Genomic DNA, 12714 nt, shown 5'->3' on the forward strand with positions numbered 1-12714 from the left:
GCGGGGGATGGCGGCTTTTGTCTCCGGCAGTCTAGTTCCGCTCACCCCGACGGAAACGCCCGCGCCCCGACGGGAACACCTCACCGCGGGCGCCCCGCCGGAGCAGGGACACCGCACCCCGACGGAAACGCCCGCGCCCCGACGGGAACACCTCACCGCGGGCGCCCCGCCGGGGCAGGGACACCGCCCGCCGCCCGGCTACGCCGACTTGTACCCGCGGTGCAGCGCGACGATCCCGCCGGTCAGGTTCCGCCAGGCGACCTTCGACCAGCCGCTCTCCTGCATCCGGGCGGCGAGCGAGGGCTGGTCCGGCCAGACCCGGATGGACTCGGCGAGGTAGACGTACGCGTCCGGGTTGCTGCTGACGGCGGTCGCGACCGGCGGCAGCGCGCGCATCAGGTACTCGGTGTACACGGTCCGGAACGGCGTCCAGGTCGGCGTGGAGAACTCGCAGATCACCAGCTTGCCGCCGGGCTTGGTGACCCGGTGCATCTCGCGCAGCGCCGCGTCGGTCTCCTGGACGTTGCGCAGCGCGAAGGAGATCGTCACCGAGTCGAAGGTGTCGTCCGCGAACGGCAGCCGGGTGGCGTCCCCGGCGGTGAGCGGCAGCTCGGGGTGACGGCGCTTGCCCTCGGTGAGCATGCCGACCGAGAAGTCGCACGGGACGACCTTGGCCCCGGCCTCGACGAAGGGCAGCGAGGAGGTGCCGGTGCCGGCCCCGAGGTCGAGCACGAGGTCCCCCGGTCCGGCGGCCACCGCCTCGGCCACCGCGCGGCGCCAGGCGCGGGCCTGGCCGAGGGAGAGCACGTCGTTGGTGAGGTCGTACTTGGCCGCGACGTCGTCGAACATGGCGGCGACTTCGTGCGGCTGCTTGTCCAGGGAGGCTCGGGTCACGCCCCCATTCTTCACCCTGTGACGGACGCCCCGACCAACGGGGCTCACCGGGGCGCCCCAGGGCGGTCCACCCGGGAAGCCGCGAAGGCCGCCCGCCCCGCCCCCGTCAGAACACGCCCCGGTCAGAACACTCAGTGCGCTCCCCGTCGTCCGCCCGCGCGGCGGCGGCGCCGGGAGCGCTTGCCCTGGGTTATCGCGGGCATCCCCTCGGCCAGCGCCCCGGTCGCCAGCGCGAGGTTGGCGGCGAGCCGCCCCTGCCCACTGCGGACCGCCAGGGCCCGCCGGTGGCGCCGGATGCGCAGCACGCAGATCACGAACAGCACGACGGCGACCGGCACGCTGAACCGGGCCAGGCCCACGCCGACCGGCTGGGGGTAGGTGTCACCGCAGATCCGCACCGCGCCCGGGTCGTCGGCCGCGTGTTCCAGGCAGACCGCGTCGCCGACCTTGGCGCCGTCGGCGAGCGGCAGCGCTGCCGCGGTGTGCGGCTGGCCGCTCACCTTGTAGCTGACGGCGCTGTACGTGCCGCCGCCGGTGGGCAGCTGGGTGACGACGCCCTCGACTCTCACCGGGTGGGCCGCGATCCGGTCGGCCTGGTCGGCCTGGCGCCAACCGAGCAGGCACATCCCGACGGCCAGCACGGCGCTGAGCACGGCGGCGAGGTACCAACCACGGCCCAACCGCGGGGATCGCGGCGGGGGGACGGTCGCGGTTCGCATGGTTCCTGTCCTGGCTTGCCTCCGGGGCCGGGGACGCGGCCCCGCCGCCCGCGGGCACGGGCGGTGGTGTGGTGAGGGTACGGAGTGAGCTGTCCGGGATCGTATCCGCTGGCGGGCCCTCAGGTCACGGCGAAGGAGCAATCACCCCCCTGGGCGGGCACGGCAGTTCGGGTGCACACGAAGGAAGTACCGTACGCGGCAAGGCAATCCGACTACTGACGAGTACGTCACATCGACCACGTCGGTCAGGTCCACCCGCCCACTCCGGAGGCCGGCCATGGGTCAGCCGGAGGTCACCGCCGCCGGTACACCAACCGCCCGCCCAGCACGGTCGCCAGGCACCCGCCGGCCGCCGGCCGCACCCCACCCCCGGCCCCGCTCCCATCCCCGTCCGCGACCGGGAACACCGCGAAGTCCGCCCGCCCACCGGCCGCCACCCGCCCGTGCACGGCCGACGCCAACGGCAGCACTTCCAGCGGATCCAACACCGCCGCCGCGCCGCCCTCCGCCCCCGGCGGCGCCGCCACCCCCGAACGCGCGACCGCCGTCCGCACCGAGGCCCGTTCGAACGGCCCGGCCACCGCCGTCACCCCGAACCCGAGCATCCGCTGCAGCCCGCGCCGCGCACTCGCCCCGTACCGGGTCTCGTCGGTGCACCCCACCAGCCCGTCCGCCACCGGCTCGACGCCGATCTCCTCGCGCGGGTCCGGGTGGTAGTCCCGCTCCAACAGCCGCTGCCCCCAGGGGTTGCGCAGCCCGGGCGTGAGCACGGCCGTACCCCAGTCCCGCACCCGTGCCGACGGATGCGCCGCCGCCAGCTCCCCGTACGGCCCGACGGCCTCGACCAGTTCGCCGCGCACCACCACCGCCCCGTCGGCGTAGGACGGGGCGGTGGGGTCGGCCGGGTCGGGCAGCACGAGGGCCGCCCGGTGGAGGGTCAGCACCGATTCGGTCTCAGCAGGTCAGCGGATCAGCAGGTCAGCGGGTCAGCGGGTCAGCAGGTCGGCAAGGGGACCGGCAGGCTCAGTTGTCCAGGATCTTCAGCTCGGGGTGCGCCGTGCCGCCCTCGATCGCCGTGGAGGCGATGTGCGAGGCGACCCGCGGGTCGACCGGGTCGTTCGCCGGGTCGTCCAGCACCCGCAGGTGCTCGTACGTGGTCGAGCGCTGCGCCGGGACGCGGTCGGCGGCGCGGATGAGGTGGATCAGCTCGGTCAGGTTGGAGCGGTGCTTGGCACCGGCCGCCGAGACGACGTTCTCCTCCAGCATCACGGAGCCGAGGTCGTCCGCGCCGTAGTGCAGCGACAGCTGGCCCGCTTCCTTGCCGGTGGTGAGCCAGGAGCCCTGGATGTGGGCGACGTTGTCGAGGAACAGGCGGGCGATCGCGATCATCCGCAGGTACTCGAAGACGGTGGCCTGGGTCGAGCCCTTCAGGTGGTTGTTCTGCGGCTGGTAGGTGTACGGGATGAAGGCGCGGAAGCCGCCGGTGCGGTCCTGCACGTCGCGGATCATCCGCAGGTGCTCGATCCGCTCGGCGTTGGTCTCGCCGGTGCCCATCAGCATGGTGGAGGTGGACTCCACGCCGAGGCGGTGCGCGGCCTCCATGATCTCCAGCCAGCGCTCGCCGGACTCCTTGAGCGGGGCGATCGCCTTGCGCGGCCGCGCCGGGAGCAGCTCGGCGCCGGCGCCGGCGAAGGAGTCCAGGCCCGCCTTGTGGATCCGGGTGATGGCCTCCTCGATGGAGACGCCCGAGATCCGGGACATGTGCTCGACCTCGGAGGCGCCCAGCGAGTGGATCACCAGCTGCGGGAAGTCGGCCTTGATCGCCGAGAACGCGCGCTCGTAGTACTCCACGCCGTAGTCCGGGTGGTGGCCGCCCTGGAACATGATCTGGGTGCCGCCCAGCTCGACCGTCTCGGCGCAGCGGCGCAGGATCTCGTCGAGCTCGCGGGACCAGCCCTTGTCGCTCTTCGGCGGCACGTAGAAGGCGCAGAACTTGCACGCCGTCACGCACACGTTGGTGTAGTTGATGTTGCGCTCGATGATGTACGTCGCGATGTGCTCGGTACCCGCGTAGCGGCGGCGGCGCACCGCGTCGGCGGCGGAGCCGAGCGCGTGCAGCGGCGCGGAGCGGTAGAGCTCCAGCGCCTCCTCCGGGGTGATCCGGCCACCGGCGGCGGCCCGGTCGAGCACGGCCTGCAGGTCGGTGCTGGACGCATCGAGGGTGGTCGCTGCGAGCTCGGTCACCTGACGGCCTTCTCTCTCTCAAGTGCTACTGGGGTACGGCCGAACCAGCCTACGCCAGGCCTTTCGGGCGCCCGAGTCAGCCCGCTGAGCTGCACTGCGGTCGCCGCCCGTCCGACCGCTCGGACGCCATCAAGGCGTACGAAAGTCGTACGAAGGCGTAGGACATGACGCCGGACGAGCCCACCGCATAACCCGAACGGGTGAAAAAGCCGGTCGGCGCCCGGTGGCCGGTGCCCGGACGAGCGCAGCGCCCGGCCGCCCGACGCCCGCTCCCCTACACTCCTACGCTCCTACCCCCCGACCGGCAGCGCCGCCGGCTCCAGCAGCCGCACCGCCACGTCCGGCGCGAAGCCGCTGTCGTGTGCGACCCGCCGGGCGAACTCGGCGACCCCGGCCAGCTGCCGCTCGCCGAGCGAGAAGTCGAGCGCCTCGCTGAAGTACCGCTCCAGCACGTCCGCCCCGAAGGCCTCCCAGCGGGCGGCCTGCTCGGCGACCTTGGCGGCCTCCACCAGCGACAGGTCGCGGGACTCCAGGAAGGCCCGGTGGACGGCGGCGGTCAGCTCGGGGCGGCGCTCGGCGAACTCGCGGCGCACGGCCCAGACCGCGAAGACGAAGGGCAGCCCGGTCCATTCCTTCCACATCTCGCCGAGGTCGTGCACGGTCAGCCCGAGGTCGGCGGCCTGCCCGAGGTAGGCGCGCAGGGCGGGATCGCCGATCAGGACGGCGGCGTCGGCCTCGGCGAGCATCGCGCTGAGGTCGGGCGGGCAGCTGAAGTAGTCCGGGCGCACGCCTTCGCGCTCCTCCAGGAGCAGTCGGGCGAGCCGGACGGAGGTGCGGCTGGTGGAGCCGAGGGCGACCCGGCGGCCGTCGAGGTCGGCGAGCGGCACCTTGCTGACGATCAGGCAGGACATCACCGGGCCGTCGCTGCCGACCGCGATGTCGGGCAGGACCAGCAGGTCGTCGGCGTTGCGCAGGTACTCCACGCAGGTGATCGGCCCGATGTCGAGGGAGCCGCCGACGAGCTGGTCGCTCAGCTTCTCGGGGGTGTCCTTGGTGAGGTCCAGGTCGAGCAGATTGCCGGTCCTGGCGAGGCCCCAGTAGAGGGGGACGCAGTTCAGGAACTGAATATGGCCGACCCGCGGCCTGACCGGGGTGTTCTCTTCGGGCTCCCGCGTTTGCGCGTCCGGTGCTGCCACTGCGCCGCTCCCTTGCTGTTCGTGCGCTTCCCCGCAGCGTATGCCTGCTGTTCGGGGCGGCTCGCACCGGCCACCCGACACGCGCGGGAGCGTTTCCCGCCGAACCCCGCCGAACTGGTGCACGCCCCAACGGGCCTTCCCCCGCCCGCTCCCAGCCCTTTCCGGAGGGCTGGGAGGAGGCCTACGACACGCGCCGTCCGGAGCGCAAGTGACCTCTGGTCGTCACAGCGACCGCATGCTAGCGTTGCCCTCAGTTGCAGTTTGATTCCCCTTGCAGTACTTGAAGCCTGCGGAGCATGTAACCGCAGGCTTTTTGTAGTTTTTCAGCAATATCGAAAAACTTCGGACTCGTCCGGAGGCAGGGCGATCAGCGCAGCGGACCGGGGACCACACGGTGTGGCCCCCGACACGCATCGCAAGGAGAACGGCATGGCTCAGGGAACCGTCAAGTGGTTCAACGCTGAGAAGGGCTTCGGCTTCATCGCCCAGGAGGGCGGCGGCCCCGACGTCTTCGTCCACTACTCCGCCATCAACGCGAACGGCTTCCGTTCGCTGGAGGAGAACCAGGCGGTCACCTTCGACGTCACCCAGGGTCCGAAGGGCCCGCAGGCGGAGAACGTCACCGCCGTCTGACCATCCTCTGATGTTCTGATCGCTCGGGACCCCTTCGGGTCCACCGGCGGCTCCCGACAGCCGTCACCATGAGCACAAGAGCAGCACCCAAGGGGGCCTGCCCATCGCGGCGGGCCCCCTGCCTTTTCGGGCCGCGCCTTTTCGGGCCAAGCCTTTTCGGGCCGCGCCCGGAAGAGCGACGAGGAACGCCGAAGGGCCCTCCCCCGTCACCGGGAGAGGGCCCTTCGCACGGCCCTTCGTGCGCCGTCGAAGACCCGGGGATCAGGCCGCGGCCGCAGCCTTCGCGTCGGCCCGCGCCGGGATGACGGCCTTCGGCGCGTCCTCCTCGTACAGGTCCCCGGAGGGGTTGTTGTACGCGGCCACGTCCAGGATCCGCTCCCGCGCGGCGACCACGATCGGCACGACCACCTGACCGGCGACGTTGGTCGCGGTCCGCATCATGTCCAGGATCGGGTCGATGGCCAGCAGCAGGCCGACGCCCTCCAGCGGCAGGCCCAGGGTGGACAGGGTCAGCGTCAGCATGACGATCGCACCGGTGAGGCCCGCGGTGGCGGCCGAGCCGACCACCGAGACGAAGGCGATCAGGATGTAGTCCTTGATCCCCAGCTCGATGTTGTAGACCTGGGCGACGAAGATCGCGGCGACGGCCGGGTAGATCGCGGCGCAGCCGTCCATCTTGGTGGTGGCGCCGAACGGCACGGAGAAGGAGGCGTACTCGCTCGGGACGCCGAGGCGCTCGGTGACGCGGCGGGTGACCGGCAGGGTGCCGACCGAGGAGCGCGAGACGAAGGCCAGCTGGATGGCGGGCCAGGCGCCCTTGAAGAAGTGCAGCGGGTTGAGGCCCGCGGCGAAGCGCAGCACCAGCGAGTAGACGACGAACAGCACCAGCGCGCAGCCGACGTAGATGTCGAGGGTCAGCGTGGCGAAGGGCTTGAGCAGGTCCCAGCCGTACTTGGCGACGGACTTGCCGATCAGGCCCAGGGTGCCGAGCGGGGAGAGCCGGATGACCCACCACAGGGCGGTCTGGGTCAGCTCCAGCACGGTCTCGCTGAGCTTGAGGACCGGCTCGGCCTTGGTGCCGAGCTTGATGATCGCCGCGCCGACCACGACCGCCATGAAGACGATCTGCAGCACGTTCACCTTGACGAAGGCGTCGACGATGTTGGTCGGGAAGATCCCGGTCAGGAAGTCGATCCAGGTGCCCTTGGAGTCGAGCGCCTTGAGGCCCTCGGTCTTGAGGTTGGTGCCCTGGCCGGGGTTGGTGAGCAGGCCCAGGCCCAGGCCGATGCCGACCGCGATCAACGAGGTGATCATGAACCAGAGCAGCGTGCGGGTGGCCAGCCGGGCCGCGTTGGTGACGTTGCGCAGGTTGGCGACGCTCACCACGATCGCGGTGAAGACCAGCGGGGGCACGGCCAGCTTGAGCAGCTGGACGAAGATCTTGCCGATCGTCTCCAGGGTGGTGGCCAGCCAGGAGACGTCGGCGGCACGGGCCAGGTAGCCGAGGCCGACGCCGAGCACGAGGCCGGCGACGATCTGCACCCAGAACGGTGTCTTGCGGATGCGGGTGAGCATGGACGGCGACGAGGTCGCCTCGGGCGCTGTGGACATGGGGGTGCGACTCCGGGGGAGGGCGTTGCTGACGGTGGGGTGTGGGGCGGGGGGAGGCGGCACGGCGCGGGGCCGGACGTGCAGAGGTCACGGACCCCGGTTCAGGGGCGTGCCGCCGGCATACAGCTCATGGCGCGACAACGGCGCGGGCTGTCCACAGCACCGGTCAGAGCACACGGGCGGGCGGCGCCGGGCAGCGGGCCCGGGCCGTGCATCCGCAGTGCGTCTGAGGTGGTCACGGCCGACACGTTAGCAGTAAAGGTTTGAGATGTTCAAAGTAGTTGTTTGAGATCAGGCCGGACTCCAAGCCCGCCTTGGGGTGGGATCCGGACCAGACCCGGGTGAGATCCGGGCACGAACGAGGCTGACGCCCCATCAGTCCAGCCCTCCGGCCGGATTGACCGACCGGCAGTTATACGTATAACTTTGACGGCGTCCCCGCCCTCCCCTGCCCAGACCGGAGAAGACCACCGATGGGCTACCTCGCCCTGCTCCGCGCCCCGCACGTCACCCGACTCCTGCTCGGCACCCTGCTCGGCCGCCTGCCCGCCGGTATGACCGCCCTGGTGATCGCCCTCGCCCTGCGCGAGGCCGGCGTCCCGTACGGCCGGATCGGACTGGCCACCTCCGTCTACGCGCTCGCCGCCGCGGTCGGCGGGCCGGTGCTCGGGCGGATCGTCGACCGCACCGGGCAGCCCCGCGTCCTGCTCGCCTCCGCCGTGGTCGCCGGCGGCGGGTACGCGCTGCTCGCCCTCGCCCCCGGCTCCCCGGTCGCCGCGCCGCTCGGCGCCGCCGTCGCCGGCCTGGCGATGCCGCCGCTGGAGCCCTGTCTGCGCTCGCTCTGGCCGGACGTGGTCGAGGACGAACAGCTCGACACCGCCTACGCCTTCGACTCCGCCTCCCAGCAGATCCTCTACGTGGCCGGGCCGCTGGCCGTCGCCGGGATCGCCGGGCTGTTCGGCGCCGTCGCCGCGCTCTGGGTGGCCGCCGGACTCGGACTGGCCGGCGCACTGGTCGTCGCCACCGCCGCCCCCACCCGGGCCTGGCGCGCCCCCGCCCGCGAACAGTCCGCCGGGCTGCTCGGCCCGCTGCGCTCCCCCGGCCTGGTGCTGCTGCTCATCGGACTGGCCGGGGCCGGCTGGGCCGTCGGCGCGCAGAACGTGCTTTTCATCGCCTACGCCGAACGGCACGCCGGCGCACTGCCCGGCGGCGGGGGCACCCTGCTGGCGCTGGCCGCCCTCGGCGGACTGCTCGGCGCGCTGGCCTACGGCATGGTCAGCTGGCGCCGGAGCACCGCGACCCGCACCTGGGTGATGGCCCTCGCGATGGCCGCCTCCTACCTCCCGCTGCTGACCCTGCCCGGCCCGTACCCGATGGCCGCACTGGCCTTCCTCTCCGGCATCGTGCTGGCCCCGCTGCTCGCGGCCGCCTTCGTGCTGGTCGCCGAACTCGCCCCGACCGGCACGGTCACCGAGGCCTTCGCCTGGCTGGTGACCCTGTTCGCGACCGGCAACTCACTCGGCTACGCCGTCTCCGGCCACCTCGCCGAGGGCTCCTCGCTGCGCCCGGTGGCGGTGTGCGCGGCGGGCGGGATCGCGCTCGGCGCCCTGGTGCTGTTCGGCGCCCGCCGCTGGTTCCGCTCCGCGCCGGTCACCCCGCGCGTCGAGCCCGTCCCGGTGGGCTGACCGGGGCGCCCCCGTACGACCGTGCCCGCCGGGGGTCTGGCCGGCGGGCGCGGTCCTTCTGGCCGAAGCTCCGGTTGGCCGAAGCTCCGGCCGACGGTGCGTCAGGACCGCGCCGGGGCGGTCGAGGAGCGCCGCACCAGCGCGGTGGCCAGCGGCGCGACGGGCTGCACCAGCTCCCCGCGCAGCAGTCCGGCGAGCGCGGCCGCGCCCACCCGGCCGAGTTCCTCGCCCGGCAGGTCGACGGTGGTCAGCGGCGGGGCGAGCAGCCCGGAGACCGCGACGTTGTCCATGCCGACCACCGACAGGTCCTCCGGCACCCGCAACCCCCGCTCGGCGGCGGCCTGGTAGACCCCGGAGGCGACCACGTCGTCGTCGCAGATCACCGCGTGCGGGCGGTCCGCCCGCTCCAGCAGCTCCGCCGCCACGCTCCGCGCGGCCGCGTACCCCTCGTTCAGGCTCACGCCCAACTCCACGACCTCCAGGCCGAGTTCGCGGACGGCCTGCTCGAAGGCGGTCTGCCGGACCCGGAAGGTGTACGCCGCGTGGGTGGAACGCAGGTGCCCGATCCGGCGGTGTCCGAGGGCGGCCAGGTGCTCGACGGCGGACCGCATCCCGCCGGCCACGTCGAGTTCGACGGTCGGGCGCGCCCGGTCGGTGCCGGGGTCGGCGTCCAGGAAGACGGCGGGGGTGTCGGGCGGCAGCTCGCCGAGCTGGCTGTCGTCCGGGGAGCAGATCAGCAGGCCGTCGAAGCGGCCCGCGGTGGCGGCCTCGGCGAGGGTGGCGCTGCCCCAGCCCGAGCTCACCACGACCGCCAGGCCGTGCCGGCCGGCCTCGTGGTGGACGCCCTCCAGGACCCGGCCGAAGAACGGGCCCTGCAGGTTCGGCACGGCCAGCATGATCATCCCGCTGCGGCCCAGCCGCAGTTGCCGGCCGGCCGCCTGCGGACGGTAGCCGAGGCTGCGGGCGGCCTCGCGGACCCGCTCCCGGGTCGCCTCGGAGACCCGGCGGCCGGCCTCGGCGCCGGAGAACACCAGCGAGACGGTGGCCTGGGACACCCCGGCGAGCCGGGCCACGTCCCGCCCGGTGGGCCGACGCACGGGGGCCGGCCACGTGCCGGCGGGCCGGTCGGCCTCGGCCGGACGGCCGGCGGCGGAGTCGGCCTCGGCCGGACGGTCGGCGCCAACAGCGGAGTCGGCCTCGGCGGGCTCGGCAGGATCAGCGGCCACGGCGGGCGGCGCCCGGTGTCAGCTCTGCCCGGAGGCGGCCGCGCGGGCGGCGTCGTCCACGGCGTCCTCCTCGGCGTTCTGCGCGGCGATCCGCTCGGCGGTGCGGCTGCGCATCCCGGCGACCTTGGTGGTGATCTGGGAGGACATCTCGTCGCGCTGCTTGCTCAGCAGCACGTAGCTGAGCGGCGCGGAGGCGATCGCGGCCAGCAGGACCAGGAAGACCACCCCGGCCTCGCCGCTCACCGGAATGATCCCGAAGTGCCCGAGCAGCAGGGCCACCAGCAGGCAGCCGAGGAAGATGCTGGCCCGCATGGAGGTGTAGCGGAGCGTGGCGTGCGACTTCTGCGGGCCGTTGCTGCTCACTGGGACACATCCTTCTGGTTCGAGCCGGGGCGGGACTTCCAGTCAAGCATGCCTGACGCCCGGCGCGGTCCATGGGTCTGCCGTCCCTCCCCCTCCCCTCCCCCGGAACGGGTCGGCGCCGGCTCAGCGCAGGTCGAGCCACATGGTGATGTCGTCGCGGTCGTCGCCGGGGGCGACCCGGATCGCGGCCGGCACCCGGCCGACCTCCCGGTAGCCGCTGCGGGCGTAGAAGCGCTCCAGGCCCAGGCCGCCGCGCGCGGTGAGCCGCAGCGACTCCAGGCCCCAGGCGCGGGCGATCCGTTCGGCCTCGGCGAGCAGTTCGGCGCCGTAGCCGAGGCCCTGGAAGTCAGGGTGCACCATGACCCGCTTGAGCATCCGCCAGTGGTCCATCGGTTCGAAGCGCATCGACGAGAAGAACAGCACCCCGACCAGCCGACCGGTCGCGCTCTCGTGCGCGACCAGCAGCCGGTCGGGGCCGTCGGGGGCGACCCCGGCGAACTGGCGTTCGGCGGTGTCCCAGACCTCGTCCTCGGTGACCGGGGCCACGAAGCCGACCGCGCCGCCGGCGTTGGTCACGTCCGTCCACAACCGCACCACGGCGGTGCGCAGGTCGGGGTCGAGCTTCGGGTCCAGGGTGAACGTGAGCGCCATGAGGCGGAGCCTAGCCCTCCGGTCGAACGCGCTTACGGCAGGGCGGGCACCGCCCGGTCGGTCGACCCTCCGGTGCGCAGCGCCAGGCAGAGTCCGACCGCGATCGCGCACAGCGCGCCGGCGCCGTACCAGGTCAGGTCGTAGTTGCCGAGCGCGTCGCGGGCCAGGCCGGCCAGTCCGGCGACGACGGCCGCGCCGATCTGGTGGGCGGCGAGCACCCAGCCGAAGACGATCGGGGCGTCCTCGCCGAAGTGCCGGCGGCACAGCGCGACGGTCGGCGGCACGGTGGCCACCCAGTCCAGGCCGTAGAAGACCACGAAGGCGAGGATCGGCGGCTGCAGCGAGCCGGCGAGCAGCTGGGGCAGCAGGAGCAGGGACACCCCGCGCAGCCCGTAGTAGACGGTGAGCAGCAGCCGGGAGTCGACCCGGTCGGTGAGCCAGCCGCTGAACACGGTGCCGGCCACGTCGAACAGGCCGATCAGGGCGAGCAGGCTCGCGGCGGTGGTGACGGGCATGCCGTGGTCGTGCGCGGCCGGGATGAAGTGGGTGCCGACCAGGCCCGCGGTGGTCGCGCCGCAGATCGCGAAGGAACCCGCCAGCAGCCAGAACGGCCGGGTGCGGGCGGCGTCGCGCAGCACCCGCAGCGTGCGGGCCAGGGCGCGGGTGTCCCGCACCGGCTCGGGCGGGGCCTCGGTGGCGCCGTACGGGAGCAGGCCGAGGTCGGCGGGGCGCTCGCGCATCAGCAGCAGGACGGGCACGGCGACGGCGCTGGCGGCGAGCGAGACCACGACCACGGCCGCGCGCCAGCCGTGCTGCTCGACCAGCCAGGCGCCGACCGGCAGGAAGACCAGGTTGCCGGCCGCTCCGGCGGCGGTCAGCACACCGGTGACCAGTCCCTGGCGGGCCTCGAACCAGCGGCCGGTGATGGTGGTGGCGAAGGCGCCGGCCATCGAGCCGCTGCCGAGGCCGACCAGCACGCCCCAGCAGAGCACCAGCTGCCAGGGCTGGCGCATCAGCATGGTGAGGCCGGCGCCGACCGAGATGGTCAGCAGCGCGCAGACCACCACCAGGCGCACGCCGAAACGATCCATCAGGGCGGCGGCGAAGGGGGCGGTGAGGCCGTAGAGGGTGAGGTTGACGGAGGTGGCGCTGGAGATGGTCCCGAGCGACCAGCCGAACTCGTTGTGCAGGGCGTCCATCATCAGGCTGGGCGTGGAGCGGAAGCCGGCCGAGCCGAGCAGGACGAGCAGGGCGACGGCGGCGACCACCCAGGCGTAGTGCACCCGGGGGCGTCGGCCGGGGGCGGGCGCGGGGGTGGTGGCAGTGGGTCTGGGGGCGGTGGGCGCGGAGGCGGCGAGGGCACTGCGTTCGGTCACGTGGACGAGTCTCCCGAGCGCGCGGCGCCCGGACGAGTGGCCTGAATGACAGCTTTCGCAAGAATCGGGCCACGCCCTCGCGTACCCTGGCCCGGGCCACCGCCCCACTCGGGGAA

12 protein-coding genes are annotated in these 12714 nt (G+C 73.2%); 2 read left to right on the plus strand and 10 right to left on the minus strand.

The features are described from left to right. Positions 1 to 198 precede the first annotated feature (198 nt). The 5 genes from O1G21_RS17165 to O1G21_RS17185 form a co-directional block, all read right to left on the minus strand. Positions 199 to 894 (minus strand): demethylmenaquinone methyltransferase, encoded by a 696-nt coding sequence (locus O1G21_RS17165; RefSeq protein ID WP_270144800.1) that lies wholly within the window; start codon positions 892 to 894, stop codon positions 199 to 201. 131 nt (positions 895 to 1025) lie between these two features. Then, entirely contained in the window at positions 1026 to 1613 is a 588-nt protein-coding gene (locus tag O1G21_RS17170; RefSeq protein ID WP_270144802.1) for a hypothetical protein, read from the minus strand. A 293-nt stretch (positions 1614 to 1906) separates the two neighbouring features. Continuing rightward, positions 1907 to 2557, minus strand: coding sequence for an amidohydrolase family protein (locus O1G21_RS17175; protein ID WP_270144804.1), 651 nt, complete (start codon positions 2555 to 2557; stop codon positions 1907 to 1909). 79 nt (positions 2558 to 2636) lie between these two features. Continuing rightward, the gene (mqnC, locus tag O1G21_RS17180) at positions 2637 to 3857 is read right to left on the minus strand and encodes a cyclic dehypoxanthinyl futalosine synthase (protein ID WP_270144806.1); all 1221 of its coding nucleotides are present in this window, start codon (positions 3855 to 3857) and stop codon (positions 2637 to 2639) included. A 290-nt stretch (positions 3858 to 4147) separates the two neighbouring features. Further along, positions 4148 to 5053 (minus strand): menaquinone biosynthetic enzyme MqnA/MqnD family protein, encoded by a 906-nt coding sequence (locus tag O1G21_RS17185; RefSeq protein WP_270144808.1) that lies wholly within the window; start codon positions 5051 to 5053, stop codon positions 4148 to 4150. A gap of 429 nt (positions 5054 to 5482) precedes the next feature. On the opposite strand from O1G21_RS17185, the gene O1G21_RS17190 reads away from it, so the two are divergent. Beyond that, positions 5483 to 5686, plus strand: a complete 204-nt coding sequence (locus tag O1G21_RS17190; protein WP_030287184.1) for a cold-shock protein — start codon at positions 5483 to 5485, stop codon at positions 5684 to 5686. 261 nt (positions 5687 to 5947) lie between these two features. On the opposite strand, the gene O1G21_RS17195 is transcribed toward O1G21_RS17190, so the two are convergent. Continuing rightward, positions 5948 to 7297 carry a dicarboxylate/amino acid:cation symporter gene (locus O1G21_RS17195; protein WP_270144809.1) on the minus strand — a complete coding sequence of 450 codons (1350 nt, stop codon included), beginning with the start codon at positions 7295 to 7297 and terminating at the stop codon, positions 5948 to 5950. A 473-nt stretch (positions 7298 to 7770) separates the two neighbouring features. On the opposite strand from O1G21_RS17195, the gene O1G21_RS17200 reads away from it, so the two are divergent. Continuing rightward, positions 7771 to 8982 carry an MFS transporter gene (locus O1G21_RS17200; protein WP_270144811.1) on the plus strand — a complete coding sequence of 404 codons (1212 nt, stop codon included), beginning with the start codon at positions 7771 to 7773 and terminating at the stop codon, positions 8980 to 8982. A gap of 101 nt (positions 8983 to 9083) precedes the next feature. Here O1G21_RS17200 and O1G21_RS17205 read toward each other — a convergent pair whose 3' ends face one another. From O1G21_RS17205 to O1G21_RS17220, 4 genes are all read right to left on the minus strand, one after another. Next, positions 9084 to 10208 carry a LacI family DNA-binding transcriptional regulator gene (locus O1G21_RS17205; RefSeq protein WP_270144813.1) on the minus strand — a complete coding sequence of 375 codons (1125 nt, stop codon included), beginning with the start codon at positions 10206 to 10208 and terminating at the stop codon, positions 9084 to 9086. Positions 10209 to 10226: 18 nt separating this feature from the next. Then, positions 10227 to 10571, minus strand: a complete 345-nt coding sequence (locus tag O1G21_RS17210) for a DUF4229 domain-containing protein (protein ID WP_270144815.1) — start codon at positions 10569 to 10571, stop codon at positions 10227 to 10229. Positions 10572 to 10694: 123 nt separating this feature from the next. Then, positions 10695 to 11222 carry a GNAT family N-acetyltransferase gene (locus tag O1G21_RS17215; protein WP_270144817.1) on the minus strand — a complete coding sequence of 176 codons (528 nt, stop codon included), beginning with the start codon at positions 11220 to 11222 and terminating at the stop codon, positions 10695 to 10697. A gap of 32 nt (positions 11223 to 11254) precedes the next feature. After that, positions 11255 to 12598: an MFS transporter gene (locus tag O1G21_RS17220; protein ID WP_270144819.1), complete on the minus strand. Its 1344-nt coding sequence runs from the start codon at positions 12596 to 12598 to the stop codon at positions 11255 to 11257. Positions 12599 to 12714 lie beyond the last annotated feature (116 nt).

Source organism: Kitasatospora cathayae (assembly GCF_027627435.1).
Classification (GTDB): Bacteria; Actinomycetota; Actinomycetes; order Streptomycetales; family Streptomycetaceae; genus Kitasatospora; species Kitasatospora cathayae.

What these genes read in the sequence shown, in the direction of transcription:
- O1G21_RS17170 (WP_270144802.1), bottom strand. Translation starts at nt 1,613, where the DNA reads ATGCGAACCGCGACCGTCCCCCCGCCGCGATCCCCGCGGTTGGGCCGT.
- O1G21_RS17190 (WP_030287184.1), top strand. Translation starts at nt 5,483, where the DNA reads ATGGCTCAGGGAACCGTCAAGTGGTTCAACGCTGAGAAGGGCTTCGGC.
- O1G21_RS17195 (WP_270144809.1), bottom strand. Translation starts at nt 7,297, where the DNA reads ATGTCCACAGCGCCCGAGGCGACCTCGTCGCCGTCCATGCTCACCCGC.
- O1G21_RS17200 (WP_270144811.1), top strand. Translation starts at nt 7,771, where the DNA reads ATGGGCTACCTCGCCCTGCTCCGCGCCCCGCACGTCACCCGACTCCTG.
- O1G21_RS17215 (WP_270144817.1), bottom strand. Translation starts at nt 11,222, where the DNA reads ATGGCGCTCACGTTCACCCTGGACCCGAAGCTCGACCCCGACCTGCGC.